At 68.6% G+C, this 21,919-nt stretch carries 21 protein-coding genes and 1 pseudogene; 14 read left to right on the plus strand and 8 right to left on the minus strand.

Annotation, left to right across the window (positions count from 1 at the left end; translation table 11 throughout):
- Positions 1 to 121 precede the first annotated feature (121 nt).
- The 5 genes and pseudogenes from BEK98_RS49525 to BEK98_RS03765 all read right to left on the minus strand — a co-directional run bounded on the left by BEK98_RS49525 (position 122) and on the right by BEK98_RS03765 (position 4,120).
- Positions 122 to 928, minus strand: coding sequence for a nuclear transport factor 2 family protein (locus tag BEK98_RS49525; RefSeq protein ID WP_208643002.1), 807 nt, complete (start codon positions 926 to 928; stop codon positions 122 to 124).
- Positions 911 to 1,849: pseudogene (locus BEK98_RS48870) on the minus strand (NADP-dependent oxidoreductase); the annotation flags it as partial. The gene BEK98_RS49525 and the pseudogene BEK98_RS48870, both read right to left, overlap by 18 nt.
- 370 nt (positions 1,850 to 2,219) lie before the next feature.
- Entirely contained in the window at positions 2,220 to 3,137 is a 918-nt protein-coding gene (locus BEK98_RS03760; protein ID WP_244201729.1) for an alpha/beta hydrolase, read from the minus strand.
- A 21-nt stretch (positions 3,138 to 3,158) separates the two neighbouring features.
- Positions 3,159 to 3,305: a nuclear transport factor 2 family protein gene (locus tag BEK98_RS49810; RefSeq protein ID WP_244201730.1), complete on the minus strand. Its 147-nt coding sequence runs from the start codon at positions 3,303 to 3,305 to the stop codon at positions 3,159 to 3,161.
- Between the two features lie 23 nt (positions 3,306 to 3,328).
- Positions 3,329 to 4,120 carry a nuclear transport factor 2 family protein gene (locus BEK98_RS03765; RefSeq protein ID WP_244201731.1) on the minus strand — a complete coding sequence of 264 codons (792 nt, stop codon included), beginning with the start codon at positions 4,118 to 4,120 and terminating at the stop codon, positions 3,329 to 3,331.
- A gap of 144 nt (positions 4,121 to 4,264) precedes the next feature.
- Here BEK98_RS03765 and BEK98_RS03770 point away from each other — a divergent pair, with 144 nt between their 5' ends.
- Both BEK98_RS03770 and BEK98_RS03775 read left to right on the plus strand, forming a co-directional pair.
- Positions 4,265 to 5,221 carry a GlxA family transcriptional regulator gene (locus BEK98_RS03770; protein ID WP_094214913.1) on the plus strand — a complete coding sequence of 319 codons (957 nt, stop codon included), beginning with the start codon at positions 4,265 to 4,267 and terminating at the stop codon, positions 5,219 to 5,221.
- 107 nt (positions 5,222 to 5,328) lie between these two features.
- Positions 5,329 to 5,934, plus strand: a complete 606-nt coding sequence (locus tag BEK98_RS03775; protein WP_094214914.1) for a TetR/AcrR family transcriptional regulator — start codon at positions 5,329 to 5,331, stop codon at positions 5,932 to 5,934.
- On the opposite strand, the gene lpdA is transcribed toward BEK98_RS03775, so the two are convergent.
- Both lpdA and BEK98_RS03785 read right to left on the minus strand, forming a co-directional pair.
- The gene (gene lpdA, locus BEK98_RS03780) at positions 5,935 to 7,347 is read right to left on the minus strand and encodes a dihydrolipoyl dehydrogenase (protein ID WP_094214915.1); all 1,413 of its coding nucleotides are present in this window, start codon (positions 7,345 to 7,347) and stop codon (positions 5,935 to 5,937) included.
- 153 nt (positions 7,348 to 7,500) lie between these two features.
- Positions 7,501 to 8,676 (minus strand): saccharopine dehydrogenase NADP-binding domain-containing protein, encoded by a 1,176-nt coding sequence (locus tag BEK98_RS03785; protein ID WP_244201732.1) that lies wholly within the window; start codon positions 8,674 to 8,676, stop codon positions 7,501 to 7,503.
- Between the two features lie 104 nt (positions 8,677 to 8,780).
- Here BEK98_RS03785 and BEK98_RS03790 point away from each other — a divergent pair, with 104 nt between their 5' ends.
- The 9 genes from BEK98_RS03790 to BEK98_RS03830 all read left to right on the plus strand — a co-directional run bounded on the left by BEK98_RS03790 (position 8,781) and on the right by BEK98_RS03830 (position 18,141).
- Complete coding sequence (locus BEK98_RS03790; RefSeq protein WP_167444079.1) at positions 8,781 to 9,404, plus strand: TetR/AcrR family transcriptional regulator; 624 nt, start codon at positions 8,781 to 8,783, stop codon at positions 9,402 to 9,404.
- 77 nt (positions 9,405 to 9,481) lie between these two features.
- Entirely contained in the window at positions 9,482 to 9,976 is a 495-nt protein-coding gene (locus BEK98_RS03795) for a winged helix-turn-helix transcriptional regulator (protein WP_094214917.1), read from the plus strand.
- Positions 9,977 to 10,636: 660 nt separating this feature from the next.
- The gene (locus BEK98_RS03800) at positions 10,637 to 11,725 is read left to right on the plus strand and encodes a zinc-binding dehydrogenase (protein WP_094215056.1); all 1,089 of its coding nucleotides are present in this window, start codon (positions 10,637 to 10,639) and stop codon (positions 11,723 to 11,725) included.
- A gap of 34 nt (positions 11,726 to 11,759) precedes the next feature.
- Entirely contained in the window at positions 11,760 to 12,290 is a 531-nt protein-coding gene (locus BEK98_RS03805) for a 2,4'-dihydroxyacetophenone dioxygenase family protein (RefSeq protein ID WP_094214918.1), read from the plus strand.
- A gap of 21 nt (positions 12,291 to 12,311) precedes the next feature.
- A complete protein-coding gene (locus BEK98_RS03810) occupies positions 12,312 to 13,040 on the plus strand; it encodes an alpha/beta fold hydrolase (RefSeq protein ID WP_094214919.1) in 729 nt (242 codons plus the stop codon).
- Positions 13,041 to 13,143: 103 nt separating this feature from the next.
- Positions 13,144 to 14,091 (plus strand): 3-hydroxyacyl-CoA dehydrogenase, encoded by a 948-nt coding sequence (locus tag BEK98_RS03815; protein WP_094214920.1) that lies wholly within the window; start codon positions 13,144 to 13,146, stop codon positions 14,089 to 14,091.
- 53 nt (positions 14,092 to 14,144) lie between these two features.
- Positions 14,145 to 15,665 carry a flavin-containing monooxygenase gene (locus BEK98_RS03820; RefSeq protein ID WP_094214921.1) on the plus strand — a complete coding sequence of 507 codons (1,521 nt, stop codon included), beginning with the start codon at positions 14,145 to 14,147 and terminating at the stop codon, positions 15,663 to 15,665.
- A complete protein-coding gene (locus tag BEK98_RS03825; protein ID WP_094214922.1) occupies positions 15,662 to 16,531 on the plus strand; it encodes an alpha/beta fold hydrolase in 870 nt (289 codons plus the stop codon). The genes BEK98_RS03820 and BEK98_RS03825 overlap by 4 nt, the downstream gene beginning before the upstream one ends.
- Positions 16,531 to 18,141, plus strand: a complete 1,611-nt coding sequence (locus BEK98_RS03830) for a 4-coumarate--CoA ligase family protein (protein ID WP_208642995.1) — start codon at positions 16,531 to 16,533, stop codon at positions 18,139 to 18,141. The genes BEK98_RS03825 and BEK98_RS03830 overlap by 1 nt, the downstream gene beginning before the upstream one ends.
- 90 nt (positions 18,142 to 18,231) lie before the next feature.
- On the opposite strand, the gene BEK98_RS03835 is transcribed toward BEK98_RS03830, so the two are convergent.
- A complete protein-coding gene (locus BEK98_RS03835; RefSeq protein WP_094214924.1) occupies positions 18,232 to 19,128 on the minus strand; it encodes a TIGR03620 family F420-dependent LLM class oxidoreductase in 897 nt (298 codons plus the stop codon).
- A gap of 94 nt (positions 19,129 to 19,222) precedes the next feature.
- Between BEK98_RS03835 and BEK98_RS03840 the strand changes: the two genes are divergently transcribed.
- From BEK98_RS03840 to BEK98_RS03850, 3 genes are all read left to right on the plus strand, one after another.
- Positions 19,223 to 19,804, plus strand: a complete 582-nt coding sequence (locus BEK98_RS03840) for a TetR/AcrR family transcriptional regulator (protein ID WP_094214925.1) — start codon at positions 19,223 to 19,225, stop codon at positions 19,802 to 19,804.
- 170 nt (positions 19,805 to 19,974) lie between these two features.
- Entirely contained in the window at positions 19,975 to 20,991 is a 1,017-nt protein-coding gene (locus BEK98_RS03845; RefSeq protein WP_094214926.1) for an NADP-dependent oxidoreductase, read from the plus strand.
- Between the two features lie 205 nt (positions 20,992 to 21,196).
- Positions 21,197 to 21,895, plus strand: a complete 699-nt coding sequence (locus BEK98_RS03850) for an SDR family oxidoreductase (protein ID WP_094214927.1) — start codon at positions 21,197 to 21,199, stop codon at positions 21,893 to 21,895.
- Positions 21,896 to 21,919 lie beyond the last annotated feature (24 nt).

A 21,919-nucleotide genomic window follows, 5' to 3' on the forward strand; every position in this document is an offset into this window, starting at 1 on the left:
GCTCCCCGTCGGGAAGGTTCAGGGTGCCGCTGCTCTGCGAGATCGCGGGCGTGACGAACACCTCGTACCGCAGTGCGGTCATGTGTCTCTCCTCGTCCTTCCGCTACGGCCCTCGTGGCCGTCAGAACATCGTGTTGCCGTTCGCGGCCTTCTCCGGCACGTCCTGCGAGCCGTCCCAGTGCTCGACGATCTTCCCGTCGCGCACCCTGAACAGATCGATGACCGCTCGTCCACGCTCGCCGGGCGTGTCGACGTAGTGGCTGTGCACAGCCACCAGGTCGCCCTCCGCGATGGCCCGCTTCGGCACCACGCTCAACTGCGGGAACTTCTCGAACCAGGCACCCAGCCCGGCCCTCACACCCGTCGCGCCGTCGGAGATGTTCGGGCTGTGCTCGTGGTACTCAGGGCCGAGGTAGACGTCGACGGCGGTCAGGTCCTTGCGGACCAGGAGTTGGTCGACGTAGTCGCTGACCAGCTTCTTGTTATACGCGGTGAACCACCGCTGCCCCGGAGTCCCGCCCCCCGGCCGGCTGAGCGTGGCGAACATGTCGTTGCCATTGGCCGTGGTCTGCGGCGCCTCCTGAAGGATGTCCCAGTGTTCGGCGATCCGACCGTCCTGGAAACGGAAGATGTCGAAGACGGCGAGCCCGGGAGTGCCGGGGACCAGGACTCCCTTGGAGTGCAGGAGCACCAGGTCGCCCTCGGAGACGGCCCGCAGTTCGTCGTACGCAGCGTCCGGGAACTGCTGCCGCCAGGCGGCGCCGAAAGCCTTCATCGCATCGGGGCCGTCGGGGGCCAGCGGGTTGTGCTGGATATAGTCCGGCCGCACGTAACGGTCGATGACGGCCGTGTCGCCTCCCTCGAACGCGGCCCTGAGCACGCGGACGGCGAGCTCCGTGTTCCTGGTGCCTTCCACGGTCAGAACCATCTTGCCCGTCGTACGGCCGGTCTCACCGAGGGCGTGGGCCTTGGCCGCTTCAGCTAGCGGGAAGGTGGCCTCGATGTGGGCGCGCAGGGAACCGCTCTCGACGAGGGCGCTGATGGCCTGCATGCCCGCCTGGTCGGCCTCGACGAGGAGAGACTCGTAGCGAATGCCCCGCTCGGCGATGCTCGCCAGTTCGTCGGCGTCGACAGGTACCGGCAGGATCGAGACGAGAGTGCCCCGAGGGCGCAGGACAGCGAGGGAACGGGCCCGGGAAGCGCTGTCCAGCGAGATCGGGTCGAGGACCACGTCGATGTCCGAGAGAGCCTCGGCGAAGTCGACCGTGCGGTAGTCGACGACCTCGTCCGCGCCGAGGCCGCGCAGGAACTCGTGCTTACCGGCGCTGGCGGTGCCGATGACGTACGCGCCACGGGACTTGGCGATCTGGACGGCGAGGTGACCGACCCCACCGGCGGCCGCGTGGATGAGGACGCGCTGTCCCGGCTGGACGTCGGCGGTGTCGACGAGTGCCTGGTAGGCGGTGAGCGCGGCGAGCGGGAGGGCGCCGGCCTGGACATGGTCGATGCTGGCGGGCTTGTGGGCGAAGGCGCGGGCGGGGGCAGTCACGTACTCGGCGTGCGCGCCGACCCCGTGGGGGTACGGCAACATGCCGAACACCTCGTCGCCCGGCTTGAACTGGGTGACGCCGACACCGACGGCCTCGACCACTCCGGATACGTCCCAGCCCAGGACGAGCGGCAGACGGTCGATGGTCCTGGGCTGGGCGCGGTTCCACCAGTCGGTCGGGTTGACACCGGCGGCTCGGACGGCGACCAGGATTTCGCTCAGCCCAGGCTCGGGACGGGGAAGTTCGACTTCCTTGAGCACCTCGGGGGAACCGTGGATCTCCTGGCGGATGGCACGCATGGTGGGTGTGGTGGTATTGGCCATGCGTCCAGCGTGGCAAGGGACCGCTCTCCGAGACCATGGCATGAATGCCAACTTCCAACGGGATCACGCCAAGGTCCGGAGGACCTCCTTTCGGGCCGCCGGGCCACGGAGGCCAACGCCCGACTGCCCGGTCGGCCTGGCCCCAGACAGCGGTACGCGAGATCTCGGTGGCGGCCATGTCGACTCCCTCAACCCGTGGGTCGACGGGTTTCGGACTACACCGCTCAGAAGTACCTCGCGGGCACCGACGGCCGGAACCCGGTCTTCTGACCACCGAAGCGGTTTCCTGATCGCCACAGGGCCGGGGCGGCTGCCGCCCCGGCCCTGTGTTTTCGCGGTCCCGCCGTCAGATCTTCGTCTTCTCCCGGACCCACGCGCCGATCCGCGCGATCGCGGCGTCGGCCTCCGGAACGCGGCCGGCGCCGAAGACGTACGAGTGCTGACCGCCCGGCACCACCACGGTCGCCGTGTCGATCCCGGCGGCCTTGACCCGCGCGGCGAACTCCTCGTCCTCGCCGGCCAGCACCTCGTAGGTCCCCCATGACACCAAGGTCGGTGGGAGACCGGTCAGATCCGCCCGGTTCAGATTGATCCTGGGATCCGTGAACTCGATGCCCGTGCCGCCGACCCAGGACTCCCGGAAGAACTCCAGCAGGCTCTTGCTGAGGATCTTGTCGGTCCCGGCGTTGGTCTCCATGGTCTCGTTGCCGATCTCCAGGTCACACCAGGGGGAGATCGACACGATGGCGCCGGGCATCGGCTGCCCCTTGTCGCGGAGCCGGAGCGCGAGCGCGACGGCGAGGAACCCGCCGATCGAGTGGCCGACCGTGATGATGTTCCCCGGCGCGTAACCTTCGGAGACCAGCCAGTTGAAGGCGGCCTCCACGTCGTCCAGTTGGGCGGGGTACTTGTGTTCCGGCGACCGCCGGAAGTCCAGGACCAGGACGGGGGCCCCGGCGGCTTTGGCGATGTGGCCGGCGAGCTTCCGGTCGACGTACGCCGACGACAGCACGGAGCCTCCGGCGTGACCGTGCAGCAGAACTTGGCCGGTGTCGGCGCCGACCGGCTCACACCAGATGCCCAGGACCCCGCCCGCGTCCACCTCCCGGTACGTGACGCCTTCCGGCTCCCGCGCCCTGAGGTGCACGCTCTCCACACGGGTGCGCGTCGCGTCCAGCTCCGGCTCGGGGACGACCAAGCCCGCCATCCACTCCGCGAACTCGACCGCTTCCCGACTCAGCTGGATGTCGCTGTGATCGGACATGTGATATCTCCTCGTCGCACGTCAGAACATCGTGTTGTCGTTGGCGGAGTGCTCCGGCACGTCCTGTACGGCGTCCCAGTGCTCGACGATCCTGCCGCCGCGCACCCGGAAGAGGTCCACGACCGCCTGGCCTCGCTCTCCGGGGACGTTGACGGTGTGGCTGTGCACGGCCACTAGGTCACCCTCGGCGATCACCCGCTTGGGGGTGTTGCCACCAGCTGCGGAAACTGTGCGTAGTAGGCGCCCAGTCCAGCCTTCGCGCCCGCCACACCATCGGGGATGTACGGGTTGTGCTGGTGATACTCGGGGCCTACGTAGGCGTCGATGGCAGACAGGTCCTTCTTCACCAGGTACTGCTCGACGAAAGCGGTGACCAGCTTCTCGTTGCGCGCGGTGAGGTACGCGGGGCCCGGCTCCTCGGTCCGCGGGCGGCTGATCGTGGAGAACATGTCGTTGCCGTTGGCCGTGGTCGTAGGCACGTCCTGCAGCACGTCCCAGTGCTCGGCGATCTTCCCGCCCTGGAACCGGAACATGTCGAACGCGGCCAATCCAGGGGTGCCGGGAACCAGGACGATGCTGGAGTGCATGAGCACCATGTCACCCTCGGAGATGACACGCCTGATGTCATACGTGGCGTCCGGGTACTGCTGCCGCCAAGCGGTACCGAAGGCCTTGAGCGCCTCCGCGCCATCAGGGGCGAGCGGGTTGTGCTGGATGTAGTCCGGCCGCACGAAGCGGTCCACGACCGACATGTCGCCTTGCTCGAAAACGCCCCTCATCATCTTGACGGCGACCGTCTTCTGGTAGGTGAGGCGGGCTTTGTCACCATGTCCGCCGACGGAGGTCCGCGCCGCTCCGGCGCTCTCGGGCGCCCGGGACAGCGGGCCGGCGACGGCCGAGGGGGCGGCGGCGACCGCGGTGAGGGCGGTGGCCGTGAGTGCGGCGACCAGGACACTGCGGCGGCCGGGTGCTGTGGGGTTCACGGGGGTCTGTTCTCCGAACTCGGTTTAATCGCGGGTGTTTTGACGAGTCACGCGCCTGGCGGCGGCGTTCGCCGTGCGTCCAGCGTGGCCGCCGCCGCAGAGCGATACCATGGCATGAATGCCAACTATCGACGGGATCACGCCATGACATCCGTTCACCGAGTCGCCGTTCTGGCCGTCGACGGGGTATATCCATTCGAACTGGGCATCCCCAGCCGGGTGTTCGGGGCGACAGAGGGCCACTACGAGGTCCTCACCTGCACCGTCGACGGCCGCCCGGTCCGCACCAACTCCGACTTCTCGATCACCACCGAGCACGGCCCCGAGACGCTGAGCACCGCCGACACCGTCGTCATCCCGCCCTTCAGCACCACCGCCGTCACCCCGGAGGTGCCACAGGCCGTGGTGGAGGCGCTCAGATCGGTCGCTCCCGGCACTCGCCTCGTGTCGATCTGCACCGGCGCCTTCGTCCTCGCCGCGGCCGGGCTCCTCGACGGGCGGTCGGCCACCACCCACTGGGTCGTGGCCGACCTCTTCCGCTCGTGGTTTCCCAAGGTCGCACTGGACCCGAACGTCTTGTTCATCGACGACGGGGATGTACTGACCTCCGCCGGCGCCGCCTCCGGGCTCGATGTCTGTCTGCACATCATCCGCAAGGATCACGGCAGCGAGGTCGCCAACCACGTGGCCCGTATGTGCGTCGTCCCACCCTGGCGCGACGGCGGGCAGGCGCAGTACATCCGCCACCCGGTCCCCGAGGCCACAACCAGCGGTACGGCCACCGCGCGCCAGTGGGCGCTGGAAAACCTCCACGAGCCGATGGCCCTGACGGACCTGGCCGAGCACTCCCACATGAGCCTGCGCACCTTTGTCCGCCGCTTCACCGAGGAGGTGGGCACGAGCCCGGGACGCTGGCTGATCCAGCAGCGCATCGAGCGGGCGCGACACCTCCTGGAAACCACCGACCTGCCGGTGGACGAGATCGCCGGCCGGGTCGGCTTCGCCGGCGGCACATCCCTGCGAGAGCACCTGCACGCCGCCATCGGCGTCTCTCCGCTCGCCTACCGGCGCACGTTCCGCGGCGCCGGGTCGACACCCTGAACACATCACCGGCTCCTGTCTTGCAGCCGCCACCCCATCCCCCTTAATCTTACAATCGTAATCTTAAGGGTCCGGAGCCGGACCGCGCACGGAGGTCCCTCCGCACCATGCCGAGCCACCACACCCCCAAACCCGTCCGCGCGGACGCCGCCCGCAACCGCACCCGCCTGCTCGACGCCGCGCGTGTCGCGTTCGCGTCCGAGGCACCGGTGTCCCTGAAACAGATCGCGCGGGACACGGGAGTGGGCATCGCGACGCTCTACCGCCACTTCCCCACCCGGGAGGCGCTGGTCGAGGCGATCTACCAGGAGGAGCTGACGCAGCTGCGTGCCGACGCCGAAACCCTGCTCGCCACGGAGGATCCGGCCCGCGCGCTGCGCAGTTGGATGGACCGCTTCGCCGACTACGCCAGTACGAATCGGGAGACGGCGCACGCGCTACGCGTGGTTCTCGCGTCCTACCAGGGCCCCGCGTCACCTGCGCGCGAACAACTCCGCACCGCGGCTCAGGCCATCCTTGACGCCGGTACGGCTGTGGGGACACTGCGCGACGACGTCCGCGCCGAGGACCTCGTCATCGCCCTTGTCGGCATGTTCACCACGACTTCGCCGACCGACGGGCGCGAGCAGTTGGACCGCCTGCTCGATCTGCTGGTGGACGCGGTCCGGGGTACGGCCCCGCCGGGGCCGTACCCCCCTCCGCCTGCCTGCTGACTACATGTTGATCATGTGGCCGGCCAGCCCGTGCACGGCCTCCTTGACGGCCTCACCCAGGGTCGGATGGGCGTGCACGTTGCGGGCTACCTCATGGACCGTGAGATCCCACTGCTGGGCCAGGGTCAGCTCCGGGAGCAGTTCGGTGACGTCCGGGCCGATGAGATGGGCCCCGAGAATCTCGCCGTACTTCGCGTCGCTGATGAGCTTCACGAAGCCGGTGGCATCGCCCAGGCCGTGCGCCTTGGCGTTCGCGGTGAACGGGAACTTGGCGACCCGGACGTCGTAGCCGAGGTCACGGGCCTGGGCCTCGGTGTGGCCGAAGCTCGCGATCTGGGGCTGACAGTAGGTGGCGCGCGGGATCATCGCGTAATCCAGTTCCATGGTCTCGGCGTCCGCGAGCGTCTCGGCGGCGATCACACCCATCGCCTCCGCGGTGTGCGCGAGCATCAGCTTCGCCGTCACGTCGCCGATGGCGTAGAGGTGCGGGACAGAGGTCCGGCAGCGGCCGTCGACGTCGATCGCACCGCGCTCGGTGAGCCGTACGCCCGTGTTCTCCAGGCCGTAGCCGGTGACGTTCGGCGCGAAACCGATCGCCTGAAGGACCTTGTCGGCTTCCAGGACCTGCTGGGTGCCGTCCTTGGCGGTGACCGTGACGCGAACCTGCGGGCCGGACTCGTCGATGGCGTCGACGCGGGTCGAAGTGAGGACGTCGATGCCCAGCTTCCGGTACTGCTTGGCCAGTTCGGCGGAGACCTCGACGTCCTCCAGCGGGGCGACCCGGTCCAGGAACTCGACGATGGTGACCTTCACACCGTAGTTGTGCAGGACGTACGCGAACTCGACGCCGATGGCACCGGCGCCGGCGATCACGATGGAGTGCGGCAGGTCCTCGGCGAGGATCTGTTCCTCGAACGTGACCACGCGCGCGCTGCGCTTGGTACCGGGGAGCAACTTCGGGGTGGCGCCGGTGGCGATGATGCACTGGTCGAAGGCGATGGTGCGGGCGTTGCCGTCATAGCCGGCCACCTGGAGGGTGTGCGGGTCCAGGAACGTGCCGCGCCCGGCGATCTCCGTGATGTTGTTCTTCTTCATCAGGTAGTGGACGCCCTTGACCCGGCCGTCCGCGACCTTCCGGCTGCGGCGGTAAGCCTCGCCGTAGTCGAAGGAGACCTCGCCGTCCGCCCTGATGCCGAAGGTCTTCGCCTCGCGCGTGAAGATGTGCGCGAGTTCGGCGTTGCGCAGCAGGGCCTTGGTCGGGATGCAGCCCACGTTCAGGCAGACACCGCCCCAGTACTTCTCCTCGACGACAGCGACGCGCTTGCCCAGTTGGGCGGCCCGGATGGCGGCGACATAGCCGCCGGGCCCGGCACCGAGTACGACGACGTCGAAACGCTCACCCTGCTCGTCCATGGACGGTTCCTTTCCGCTGGGCCGGCCCGCTCCCGCCAAGGGGGCTGACTCGCACCCGATCGAACAACCTGTTATCTGTTCATCGCTCGGCATCCGGTCTCCCGGACGTCCGCTTCAGCACCCCTATGCCGTGATCTATGCCCGCGAACGCCGTCATCGGCGGCTGCCCGGCGCGTCGGCGACCTCGTGCACTCCCGCCTCGGCAGCGCCGAGCGCGAGCGTGTCGAGTCCGAAAGCCGCGACCGGGCCGTGCGCGCCCGGCTTGAGGACGACATCCGGCGCCGCCGCCCAGACAGCGCCCCAGGCCAGCAGGGATCCCGTCATCTCGTACGGATCGGGTCCGGTGAGGGCCGTCCTGGCCAGATACCGGCCCGAGCTGTCCCGGGCCACGGCGATCACCAGGGAGCGTCCGTCGCGGTCCGGCTCGCGGTGCGCTCCCGGGAGCCGCCCGGACAGCCGGGTCAGCGCGGACCGTACCCGCGCCGACCTGAGCAGGGGCGCCTGGAGCGCGGCCGCGATCTGCACCGGACGCGTCCATCGGCCGAACCAGCCCAGTCCGACCTCGACGCTCTCCAACTGCGGGAACGCCTCCGGCAGTCCGAGATGCTCCGAGCCCGGGACGGTCATGGTCGCGCGCCGCACACCGGCGTAGTGGAACATGCGGACGCGCTTGGCGGCACGCTCGTCGACCAGCCGGGAAGGAGCCCCCGGGCGCGGCGGGCGGTAGGCGAACCCCTCCTCGGCCGCCGCGCCGACCAGTGTCTGCCGCGTTCCCCCCGTCGTCAGGGTCCAGGCATCCCGCAGGGTGCTCCGGTAGCGCAGCGGGTCCCCGGGGCCGGAACGGGTGATGAAGTAGCCGATGTCGACATGCCGTGCCCGCTCGCCCGCCCGCGTGAGGGCGAGCGCCCCGGCGAGGTTGCCCGGTACGTAGTCGTAGCCGAAGGCAGGCACGAGGGTCGCTCCCCGAGCCGCGGCGACGGAGTCCAGTTCGAAGACGAACCGGGCGAACGTCCCCTCGCCAGTGGAGTCGAGGTAATGGGCCCCCGCCCGGGCCGCCGCCGTGACGGTCGCCATGCCGAGTTCCATGAACGGACCCACCGTGGAGACGACCACGTCGCTCGGCTCCAGGAGCCGCGAGAGGTCGGCGGCCGAGGTGAGATCCGCCTCGGCCACCGGCAGGTCCGCCCCGAAGCGATCCGCCACGGCCCGCATCCTGGCGCGGCTGCGCCCGACCAGGGTCGGCTCCGCGCCGCGTTTGAGGAGTTCCCGGAGCACTCGCTGACCGGTGTACCCCGTAGCGCCCAGCAGGACGATCCTGCGACTGTCCACGATCACACCTTCCAGACAGACCCGCCGGACGGGTTGTCACCACGCCCGTTCATTGACTCGCGGTCATTCATTGACCCTGGGTCATCGAATATACGATGGTGCACATGAGCAGGCCAAACCGGCGGCAGATGTACGCGGAGCAGACCCGGACGGACCTGACGGCCGCCGCCCGCAGGCTGTTCATGGACAACGGCTTCGCCGGCACGTCGGTCGAGGCCATCACCGGGGCGGCTATGGTGAGCAAGGGCACCTTCTACCACCACTTCCCTGACAAGAAGGCGATGTTCGCCGAGCTGTACACCGAGCTGATCCAGCAGGTCGCGGCCCTCGGTGACACGACCGCGCAGGAGGCGGCGGCGACCCCGGGCGCCCCGGCCCTGACGGAGGCCCGCTCCCTCGCCCTCGCCTTCCTGCAGCGATCCGTCGACGACCCGCTGCACCGCGAACTGATGGCCCAGGCACCCGCGGTCCTGGGCGAGCAGTACCGGCACATCAACGAGACGGTCGCCCAGCCGCCGATCGAACAGTTGCTCACCGTCATGGCCGCACAGGGGGAATTGAAGCCGGACACGCCGATCGCCACCACCGCGCGGTTGCTGCTGGCCTGCCTGTGCGAGGGCAACCACATCATCGCGACCGCAGAAGACCCGGAAGACGCTTTGGTCGACACGGGTCGCGCACTCACCCTCCTGCTCTCGGGCCTGGCGGCCGACGGCACCTCCCGCTGACGCCCCCCACCACCACACACAGCGCATTGCCACCTGCGAGACTCCGGCCACCGTCGCGCCGTCCGTAGACTTCCATCATGGAACGGAAGAGCTTTCAGGACATGACCTGCCCGGTCGCACTGACACTGGAACACGTGGGCGAGTGGTGGAGCATCCTCATCCTGCGTGACGCGACCCACGGCATCACCCGGTTCGACGAGTTCCAGAAGAGCCTGGGCATCTCGCCGAACTCCCTGACCCGCCGGCTCGGCGCGCTCGTCGAGGCGGGCCTCCTCGAACGGCGCCGCTACAGCGAACGGCCGCCGCGGGACGAGTACGTACTCACCGAAGCCGGGCACGCGTTCCGCCCGGTGCTCATCGCGCTGTACGCCTTCGGCCTGGAGCACTTTCCGCCCGAGGCGCCCAACATTCGGGTGGTGGACAAGGAGTCGGGCATCGACGTCAACCCCCTGATGATCGACCGCACGACCGGCCGCCCCATCGACGAGGAGCACTCCATATTCCTGCCGGGCCCGTCGGCCGACGACCGGCTCCGCGCACTGCTCGAACGACGGAACGAGCACGCCTCCTGAACCCAAGACCCGGATCTGAATGGTGACTTCCATCACTGCAGCCAGTCACTTGCATGATGGTAGTAACCCTCTTACTGTTAGCGCTTGAGCCCACAGGCGAGGACGAGCACGTGGGCGATCCGCTCGGGCCGCATGGCCGAGCACCGCTCCACCGGCCGCCGCCCAGGCGGGGCAGTCACACGACGAGGTGTGCCATGAGCGCTTCAGCAACGGACCGAGCCGTCCGGTACCACCGCACGACGATCACGACGCTCGGACCGAGCCGCCGGAGTGGTCGGCGTCGGTTCGGCCCGGGTGAACGGACTACCGTCACCCGGCAGTTCTCCCGTGCCGTGGGACGGGGGTGCTCGGGCACCCGTTTACGCCCCTGCATGCACACGGATTTCACATCCGCGTCCGCCGCGAATCCGCGGTCCCGTCCGGACCAGCAGTCAACCGCCTGACGCCGGACGGCTGTTCACCACCTCCTAAGAGAGCCTGTCGAGCAGGCCACCCTGCAACGGCACCAGCCTCCGAGTCCCGGCTCGTGGTGCGCATTGCCTCTTCATCCTGTCGCGGGTCCCACTCAGGGACAGCCGTGCCCATCGGTCGTACCCCGACGTCCCGGGCTTCCAGGGCACCACCCCGAAACACCTCAACCGCAAGGAAACACCTATGACGATGACTGCTGTTGTCATGCGCAAGGGCGGGCTCGAACTGATCGAGACGCCGATCCCCCGGCCCGGCCCGGGAGAAGTGCTGGTCAAGACCCTCGCGAACGGGATCTGCGGGAGCGACCTGCATGCCGTCGCGCACGGCTCCGAACTCATCGAGGGCTACAAGGCGGTGACCGGCGCCGCCCCGTTCGATCTCGATGCGCAGACCTCCCTGGGTCACGAGTTCTGCGCCGAAGTGGTCGAGAACGGACCGGGCACACGCGGGGTGCACGCGCCCGGCACCCGAGTGGTCTCGGTGCCGTTCCTGCTCCGGCAGCCGCAGCCGGTGCTGCTCGGCTTCGGCGGTGTCGACACCCCGGGCGGTTACGCCGACTACATGCTCCTGTCCGAGGACCTCCTCATCCCGGTGCCGGACAACGTGCCCACCGACATCGCCGCTCTGACCGAACCGCTGGCCGTCGCCCTGCACGCCGTCAACCGCGGCGCCCTCGGATCCGACGACGTGCCCATCGTCATCGGCTGCGGCCCGATCGGGCTCGCGGTGATCGCGGTGCTCAAGATGCGAGGTATCGGCCCGATCATCGCAGCGGACTTCTCCCCCACGCGGCGCGCAATGGCCACCGCGCTCGGCGCCGACATCGTGGTCGACCCGCGCGAGACGTCACCGTACGACTCCTGGCGTTCCGTCGCCGCCGTCACGGACCCGACGCGGTTCGGCCGCCAGACGGTGACGTTCCCGGACTCCGCGTTCCGTCCGTCGGTGGTGTTCGAGTGCGTGGGCGTCCCTGGGGTGATCCAGCAGATCCTTGGCGGGGCCGCCGCGTGCACGAAGATCGTCGTCGCCGGACTGTGCATGGAACAGGACACCTTCTACCCCACCTTCGGTGTCTTCAAGGAGATCGACCTGGTCTTCTCCGTCTCCTACACGGTCGAGGAGTTCGCCCAGACCCTCAGCCACCTGGCCGCCGGCGAACTCCACGTCGATCCGCTCATCACCAGCCGGATCGGACTCGCCGATGTGGCCGACGCCTTCGCCAGGCTCCGCGACCCCGAGCAGGACGCCAAGATCATCATCACTCCCCACGCCCGCTGAACCACACTCACCGCACACGTATCGGAGGAAGACCATGACCGCCGTACAGACCGCGAGCAAGGTGCCCGTCGTCTCGCTCCCGCAGACCGAGCTGCTCACACTGAACGTGAACGACATCCCCCTGCTGAAGGACGCGCTCGGCCCCGGGATCAGCTTCCAGCCGCTGTTCCTCGACCCCGAGATGGGCATCTGGTCGATCCTCGGCACCTTCGCTCCCGGGGTGGAGCTGCCCATCCATCTGCACACCGGAGGGGTGCACGGCTACACCCTCAAGGGCAAGTGGCTCTACAAGGAGTACCCCGACCAGCCGCAGACCGCGGGCTCCTACCTCTACGAGCCGGCCTCGTCGGTGCACACCTTCGCCGTGCCCCCGACCAACATCGAGGACACGGTCGTGCTGTTCGTCATCAACGGCGCCAACGTCGGCTTCACCGAGGACGGACAGTTCCACTCGGTCCTCGACGCCGTGACCGTCCAGAAGCTGACCGAACAGTGCGCCGAGGCCCAGGGGCTCGGCCCCGTCAAGTACCTGACGGGCGGCACGGCGAAGTACACCACCGGCTGACCTACCGAACGGAGAATTCCTGTGCCCGCCGTATTCGTGCATGGCGTCCCCGACACGCACCACGTCTGGGACGACGTCATAGCCCACCTGCCGCGGACCGACGTCGTCGTCCTTTCCCTGCCCGGCTTCGGAAGCCCCGTTCCGGAAGGCTTCACCTCAACCAAGGAGGAGTACGCCGACTGGATCATCGCCCGGTTGGAGGAGATCGGCACCCCCGTGGACCTCGTGGGCCATGACTGGGGCTGCATCCTCACCTCCCGTGTCGCCTCGGTCCGCCCCGACCTGGTGCGGACGTGGGCCGCCGGCGGCGCCCAGATCGCCGGCGCGGACGAATGGCACGACCTCGCGAAGCTCTGGCAGACCCCCGAGGTCGGGGAGCAGTGGATGGCCGCGCTCGACCCGTCGGAGCTGAGCAAGCTGCTCCAGGCCAACGGCGTGCCCGCCCAGCACGCGGAGGAGAACGCGAGCCGCATGGACGCCACGATGAAGGACAGCATCCTGCGCCTCTACCGCTCCGCGGTCCTGCTGTGGGAGGACTGGCGGCCCGGTCTGGCGGACATCACCAGCCCCTCTCTCGTGTTCTGGGGCAACGATGACCAGTTCGCACCGGAGCAGTACGCCGAACCCGTCGCGAAGGCCGTCCGGGCCACGGGCGTGATCAGGCTGGACAGCGGGCACTGGACGCCACTCCAGCGCCCGCGGGAACTCGCGGACGCACTGGCACAGCACTGGGCGAGCGTGCCCGCCTGAGTACAGCTCAAGGAGCGAGTGTGCCGGCAGCAATCGACTCGGCTGCGTGGAGCCCTGCCGGCGCTCGTCTCTCCATTCCCAACGTCGTGAAGAGGAGAGCTCCATGTCCCGACTGAACCGGGTGACCGTCCTGGGCTCGGGTGTGCTGGGCGGACAGATCGCCTGGCACAGCGCGTTCAAGGGCAAGACCGTGACCGTCTACGACATCGCACCGGACGCCATCGAGCGCTGTCGGGCCGCGCACGACCAGTACGCCGCCATCTACCTGTCCGATGTCGGCGCCGACGACGCGGGCATCGCCGCGACGAGGGAACGCCTGACCTACAGCACTGACCTGGCTGCCGCGGTCGTACAGACAGACCTGGTCATCGAGGCGGTACCGGAGATCCCCGAGGTCAAGACGGCCGTGTACAAGGAGGTGGCCGAACACCTGCCTCCGGCGGCCCTCGTCGCGACCAACTCCTCGACGTTCCTGCCCAGGGACTTCGCCGAGGCCACCGGCCGTCCGGAGAAGTTCTGCGCTCTGCACTTCTCCAACCTGATCTGGTCGATGAACTTCGCCGAGATCATGGCGCACCCCGGTACGGCAACGGAGACGCTCACCGAGGTGACGGAGTTCGCCGTCGAGATCGGCATGCTGCCGATCCCCGTGCGCAAGGAACAGCACGGGTACGTCGTCAACACGTGGCTGGTGCCCTTCCTCAACGCCGCACAGACCCTCGTGACCAACGGGGTCGCCACTCCCGAGGACGTGGACCGCACCTTCCTGTACACCGGCGCCAGATTCGGGCCGCTGGGCATGATGGACATGATCGGCATGAAGACTGCGTACGACGTCCTCGCCCACTGGGCGAGGGAGACCGGCGACGCGCAGATGAGCGCCAACGCCGAGTACATAAAGAGCAACTTACTGGACCAGGGCCTGCTCGGGCTGCAGACCGGCAAGGGCTACTACACCTACCCCGACCCTGCCTACCAGCGCCCCGGTTTCCTCGACGTCCCCGACCTCTCTGCCGTCCCGCGCCTCGTGTCCTTGATCGCGCAGCAGTGACCACCGCCTTCGCCAATCCGTCACCCACACCTCACTAAACGAAGGAAGCCGACATGAGCGGAACCGCCGCGGCGGCAGCGAGACTTCAGCACGTCGACGTGCTGATCGTCGGAGCCGGGATCTCCGGCATCGATCTGGGCTACCACCTGACCACGAAGCAGCCGAGCCGGACCTTCGCCATCGTCGACGGCCGCGACGCGATCGGCGGCACCTGGGACCTGTTCCGTTACCCGGGCATCCGGTCCGACGCCGACATGCAGAGCTTCGGCTTCGAGTTCAAGCCGTGGACCAAGGACAACGCGATCGCCGACGCCCATGAGATCCTCGACTACCTGCACGAGACGATCACCGAGAACGGCCTCGACCGGCACCTGCACCTCGGGCACAAGGTGCTCCGCGCCGACTTCTCGTCCGACACGGCGCGCTGGTCGGTCACGCTCGAACGGACCAGTGACGGCGAACAGTTCGACGTCACCTGTAGCGTGCTGTTCTCCGCCGCCGGCTACTACGACTACGCCGGCGGATACACCCCCCACTTCGAGGGGCGCGAGGACTTCGGCGGCCTGATCGTCCACCCACAGCAGTGGCCGGAGGATCTCGACTACACCGGCAAGAAGGTCGTCGTCATCGGCAGCGGCGCCACGGCCGTGACACTCCTGCCGTCGATGGCGGGCACAGCGGGACACGTCACGATGCTGCAGCGCTCACCGTCGTACGTCCTGCCGGTCCCGCGCAAGGACCCGATCGCCAACACCCTGCTCCGACTCCTGCCGGACGCGGTCGCATACGGGATCACCCGGCGCATCAACATCAACCGCCAGCGCCTGATCCTGTCCCTCAGCCGACGCTACCCACGGCAGATGCGCCGACTGATCCGCCGGCTCAACGCCGCAGCGCTTCCCGAGAGTTACGCGGTCGACACGCACTTCAACCCCCACTACAACCCCTGGGACCAGCGGCTCTGTGTGGTCCCCGACTCCGACCTGTTCAAGGCCATCTCCAGCGGAGCGGCGTCCGTGGTCACCGATCACATCGTCAGGTTCACCGAGCGAGGCATTCTGCTCAAGTCGGGCACCGAGCTCGACGCCGACATCATCGTCACCGCCACCGGACTGAACATGCTGCCGTTCGGCGGGATCGCCCTGCACGTCGACGGACAGCCGGTGGAGCTCAACGACCGGCTGATGTTCAAGGCCATGATGGTCAGCGGCGTGCCCAACTTCGCGTTCGCGCTCGGCTACACCACCAACGCGTGGACGCTCAAGGTCGACCTGGTCTCCGACCACCTGTGCCGGATCCTGGCCCACATGGACCGCTTCGGCTACGCCGCCTTCACACCGGTCGTCGACGACCCGGCGCTCACCCGGCGGCCGTTCCTCGAAATGGACACGGCCTACATCAAACGTGCCATGCACTTGTTCCCGCAGCAGGGCTCCCACGGCCCCTGGACGGTGGACCAGAACTACGCACTCGACCGCGAGCGGCTGCGTGGCGGGCCGGTCGAGGACCCCGCGCTGCACTTCACCCGTGCCGTGGTGGGCGCGGCGGAGACTCCCGAGGAAGCGGCCGCGTGAGCACCCCCGCCTTCCTCTCCGTCAATGGCCGGCGCACCCGCGTCCGTGTCGAGGGCGACCCGGCCGCCCCGCCGGTGCTGCTGTTGCACGGCATCGGCCGCAGTCTCGAGGACTGGGCCACTCAATACCCGCGCCTTGCCCAGGGGCATCGGCTGATCGCCCTGGATCTTCCGGGTTTCGGGTTCTCCGCCCGCTCCCCCGAACCCATCACTCTCGAGGTGCTGGCCCGTGGAGCGATCGAGACGCTCGACGCACTCGGCGAGCGGCGACCGCTGCACGTGCTCGGCAACTCGCTCGGCGGCGCGATCGCCCAGCAGTTGCTCGTCCTCGAGCCGGAACGGGTGGCCTCGCTGGTACTGGTCAACAGCGCGGGATTCGGCTCCGAGGTCGCACTCCCGCTGCGGCTGCTCGCCCTCCCCGTTCTCGGCCGTATCGCCACCCGACGCACCACCCGCGCCGGGGCGCGGATGGCCGAGCGCCTGCTTTTCGCCGACCCGCTACTGGCCACCAAGGAGCGGATCGATCATGCCTTGGCCATCGCACGCCAGCCCGACCCGAACGCCGTACTACTTGAGACCGTCCGACAACTCGCCACGGTGCGTGGTACCAAGCCCGGCTGGCGGGCGGACCTGACCGCCGCCGTCAGGAAGCACCCCCGTCCCACACTGATCATCTGGGGCGACCGGGACCGAGTCCTGCCCGCCCGTCATCTCGACTCCGCACATGGGCTCCTCCCCCACGCCGAGACGCATCTCTTTGCCGGGATCGGTCACATGCCGCAGATCGAATGCCCCGACGAGTTCGACGCCCGTGTCCTGACGTTCCTCGCACACAGCACCAACAGCACCAGTAGTGGAGCCCCTTGATGTTCACCAGCCCGTTTCCCGACGTCGAAATCCCCGAAGTGAGCGTGTTCGACATGCTCTTCACGGACATCGATCAGACCGACCTGGACCGGATCGCGCTCATCGACGCCGCCGATGGCACGCGGACGACCTACCGGGAGCTGATCGGGCGGGTGAACGCGACAGCCGGCGCCCTCGCCGCCCGCGGGGTCGGCGTCGGGGACGTGGTGGGTCTCCTCGCTCCCAACTCGTCCCTGTTCGCGGTGGCCTTCCACGGCATTCTGCGGGCCGGCGCCACGGCGACCACCGTCAACGCGTTGTTCACCGCCCAGGACATCGCCAAGCAGCTCACCGACGCGCGCGCGACGATGCTGATCACCGTCAGCGCGCTGCTGCCGCAGGCCGAGGAGGCGGCGCGGTCGGTGGGCATCACGCCCGGGCGTCTCATCGTCTTGGACGGCGAAGGCGAGAACGCCACCGGCCACCCGAACGCCGACGATCTGCTCGCCCAGGGCACCCCGGCTCCGCAGGTCTCCTTCGATCCCGCCACGCACCTGGCCGTGCTGCCCTACAGCTCCGGAACCACCGGCAACCCCAAGGGCGTCATGCTGACGCACCGGAACCTGGTGGCCAACATGGCGCAGATCCGGCCCCTGCTCGGAATGAGGTCCGACGACAACATGCTGGCGGTGCTGCCGTTCTTCCACATCTACGGCATGACCGTGCTACTCAACGCCGCCTTGCAGGCGCGGGCGACTCTGGTCGTCATGCCTCGGTTCGAGCTGGCCGCGTTCCTGGACACCATCCAGGAACACCGGATCACCTACAACTTCATCGCACCTCCGGTCGCGGTGGCCCTGGCCAAGCATCCGCTCGTCGACGAGTACGACCTGTCCTCCCTGCACACCATCCTGTCCGGTGCCGCACCGCTGGACGCCGAACTCGGGAACGCCGTGGCCGAGCGGTTGGGCGTCCGGGTGCTCCAGGGCTACGGCATGAGCGAGCTGAGCCCGGTCAGCCACGTCATGCCGCTGGACGGCGGTCAGGCACACTTCGGCGAGGTCGCACCGCTCAGCTCGTGCGGCTGGCCCGTCCCCAACACGCTCAACAAGATCGTCGATCCCGTCACCGGCCAGGACGTCGCCTACCCGACGGCAGGTCTGAGCGAGCCGGGCGAGCTGTGGGTCAAGGGACCGAACGTGATGACCGGCTACCTGGGCAACGCGGAGGCGACCGCCGGCACGATCGACTCCGACGGGTTCCTGCACACCGGAGATCTCGCACAGGTCGACCGCATCGGCCGGGTGTTCATCGTCGACCGGCTCAAGGAACTGATCAAGTACAAGGGTTACCAGGTCCCGCCCGCCGAGTTGGAGGCCCTGCTGCTGACCCACCCGGATATCAGCGACAGTGCGGTCGTCGGGGTCGCCGACGACGACGGCGAGGAGATTCCCAAGGCCTTCGTGGTCCGCCGGGCCGGGACCGACCTCACCGCGGACGAGGTCATCGAGTTCGTCGCCGGCCGGGTCGCCCCGTACAAGAAGGTCCGGCGGGTCGAGTTCATCGACGTCATACCCAAGTCGGCGTCGGGCAAGATCCTCCGCAAGGACCTCCGCACCTCGACCGCCTGACGCCGAACCGGGACGTCGGCGCCCGCACCGGCCCCGGGCACACGGTGCCGTGCCCGTCGACGGGCTCGGCACCCTCGGTGATCCCGCGGATCAGGCGTTGCCGCCCCGAGGCAGGAGTGCCTCGCCGAGCACGCGCCAGTACGGCATCGCGGACGCACCCGGCTCGATCCCGATCACCTGGATCGCGACATGATCGGCGCCGGCCTCGACATGGGCGTGGAGCTTCTCCACGACGGTGTCCAGGTCGCCCCAGAACACGAGGTCATCGACGATGCGGTCGCTGCCGCCCGCGATCTCCTCCTCCGAGTAGCCCAGCCGACGGAACTTGGCGACGTTGTACGGGGTGTTCAGGTAGATGTGCAGATGCTCGCGCGCGATCGCGCGGGCCTTGCCGGGGTCGGACTCGAAGAGCACCGCGTGCTCGACACCCAGGAACGCGTCCGGTCCGAGGATCTCGCGCGCCTGCGCGGTGTGCGCCACGTTGACGTGATAGGTCTGCGCGCCGGCAGTGCGCTCACCGGCCAGCTGGAGCATCTTGGGCCCGTACGCGGCCATGATGCGGCGCATCGGAGCCTTCGGCAGAGGGTTGGGCGTCTCGACCGCGTCCATCTCGTCGAGGTACGCGGTCATGGCCGCCAAGGGCTTGGTAGCCGGCCCCGGACCCGGCCCGCCGCCGAATCCGAGACCGAGCACATGCCGGTCGGGGTAGGCGTCGGCCAGCAGAAGGCCGGCGCCGTACGCCCACCGGGCTCCACGTGACCAGATCTGTGCGATGCCGTTGACCACACTCAGCCGCTCGGTGCAGGAGAGCAGATAGCCGGCGTGCGTGAACGCGTCGCGCCCGAGAAGTTCGGGAATCCACACCGCCCGCCAGCCGTGTTCTTCCAACTCCTGAACCGACTCGCGGATCCGCGCCGCCGGCTGGGCCTCGAAGTCGAAGGTGTAGACCCCGAACGTGCCGAGATCAAGACCGTCAATGCTGCCCATCACAACATCTCCTCGCAGTCGATCACACGTTAAGGACAGACAGGTCTGTCTTCCGCCTTGCAGGCAGACAGACCCGTCTGTTAACTTACACCGCATGAGCACGACGTCCATCCGGCGCCCGGCCCGGGAGCGCATCCTCGACACGGCCTGCGAGCTGTTCTACACCCATGGCATCCACGCCGTGGGAGTGGACAGGCTGATCGCCGAGTCGGGAGTCGCCAAGGCCACGCTGTACAAGCAGTTCCCCAGCAAGGACGACGTGGTCGCCGCCTACTTGCGGCGGATGGACGACAGCTGGCGGCGCCAACTGCGCTCGGCGGCACTGGCCGCCGGGGAGGATCCCCGCGAGCAGCTCTTCGGCCTCTTCGTCGCACTGGAGCAGGCGGCACGAGCGGGCACGCTGGGCTGTGCGTTCATCAACGCGGTGGCGGAGTACGACCCCGGCAGCACAGCGCACACCATCACCGCCGAACACAAGGCCAACGTCCGCGACTGGGTACGGGGCCTGGCCGCCGCGGCCGGCGCCACGGACCCGGGCATGCTCGCGTTCCAGCTCACCCTCCTCATCGACGGCACCCTGGCGGCTACACGGGTCGAGCGTGCCGCCGAGGCCGCCGAGGCCGCCAAACAGGCGGCGCGCACCCTGCTCGACTCGGCCTGCGCGGGACCCGCCTGAAGCTGCCGGGGCCGGCGGCACCCGACTTCCTCCGTCCACCGACTCCAGTTCAGTCAGTCAGTCGGTCGTCCGCTCGCAGACTAACTAGACAGACCTTTCTGTCTAACAGACAGACCTTTCTGTCTTCATCTCCTCCAGAACACCACCACACCACAAAGGATTCGATCCACATGTCCGAGCAGACCCTCCCCACCACCGCGCACGCCTGGTTCCTGGACTCCCGCCCGGAAGGCCGACCCACCGCGGCCAACTTCTCGCTGCGCGAGACCGAACTCCCCACGCCCGGCCCGGGACAGCTCCTCGTCGCCAACGAGTACCTGTCGGTCGACCCGTACATGCGCGGCCGGATGAGCGACAAGAAGTCCTACACCGAGCCCTACGGCGTGGACGCGCCGATGGACGGCCCCGCGATCGGCCGCGTCCTCGTCTCCAACGCGGAGGGTTTCGCACCCGGCGACTACGTGGTCCACGTCCTCGGCTGGCGCGACCATGCCGTCCTCGACGCCGCGGGCGCCCAGAAGGTGGACCCGAACCTGGCCCCGCTCGCCGCCTACCTGGGCGTACTTGGCGTCACCGGCCTCACCGCGTACATCGGCCTTGAGCGGTTCGCGAAGATCAAGGAGGGTGACACGGTCTTCGTCTCCGGCGCGGCCGGCGCGGTCGGCAGCCAGGTCGGACAGATCGCCAAGCTGAAGGGTGCCGGCCGGGTGATCGGCAGCGCAGGCTCGGACGAGAAGGTCAAGCTGCTGGTCGACGAGTACGGCTACGACGCGGCGTTCAACTACAAGAACGGCCCGGTGGCCGAGCAGTTGGCCAAGGCGGCACCCGACGGCATCGACGTCTTCTTCGACAACGTCGGCGGCGAGCACCTGGAGGCGGCGATCGGCGCGCTCAGGCTGCACGCGCGGATCGTGCTGTCCGGGATGGTCTCGCAGTACAACGACGAGAAGGTCGTGGGACCGCGCAACCTGTGGAACCTGTCCGTGACCCGGTCGGACATCCTGGCCTTCATGTTCAGCGAGGAGCTGGACCTCCAGCCCAAGTTCGTCCAGGAGGTCGGCGGCTGGCTCACCGAGGGCAAGCTCCGCTACACCGAGACGATTCGGGAGGGCCTCGACAACACCCTGGACGCCTTCCTGTCGATGATGCGGGGCGAGAACGTCGGAAAGATGATCGTCAAGCTCTGAGCGCGCTCCGCACGCCCGAAACCCGAGGGGCCCGCCGCACGCACGGCGGGCCCCTCATCCACAGGGCTCGGGAGCCCCGGGGCCGAGAAAGGGCTCGGGGCGATTCCGCCGTCGTCGTAAGCGCAGCCCGCTTGCGATCACTCGCCCAATCCTCTTAACATTATGATCGTAATTCAATAGCCTCCCCACTCCCCCAGGAACTCCCATGGACCTCTCCACCAGCACCGCCCTCGTCACCGGCGCCAACCGGGGCTTCGGCCGGGCGCTCGCCGCCGAACTGCTCGCCCGCGGCGCCACCGTCTACGCCGGCGCCCGCAATCCGGACCAGGTCGATCTGCCCGGAGCCAAGCCGATCGCTCTCGACATCACGGACCCCGCCTCCGTCGCGGCCGCCGCCGCGGCCACCGGCGATGTGACCGTCCTGATCAACAACGCGGGATCGAACACCGGCGCCGACCTGCTCGCGGCCGACCCGGCCGACATCCGCCGGGAGATGGACACCCACTACTTCGGGACCCTCTCGGTGGTCCGGGGCTTCGCGCCCCAGATCGCCGAATGCGGCGGCGGGGTGATCCTGAATGTCCTGTCCGGTCTGTCGTGGGTCAGCTTCCCGGAAATCGGCGCCTACTGCGCCGCCAAGTCCGCCGAGTGGTCGCTCACCAACGCCCTGCGCGTGCAGCTCGCCGACCGGGGCATCCGGGTGGCCGGACTGCACGTCGGCTACATGGACACCGACATGGTCCGGGACATCGACGCGGCCAAGTCCGACCCGGCCGACATCGCCCGGATCGCCGTCGACGGCATCGCCGACGGCGCCTACGAGATCCTCGCGGACAACGCGGCCCGCCAGGCGAAGGCCGCACTGTCCGGCGACCTCTCGGTGCTCTACCCCCAGCTCCCTTGAGAGCAGGCCGCTCAGATACCCCCA

The organism is Streptomyces diastatochromogenes (assembly GCF_002242805.1).
GTDB classification, from domain to species: Bacteria; Actinomycetota; Actinomycetes; order Streptomycetales; family Streptomycetaceae; genus Streptomyces; species Streptomyces diastatochromogenes.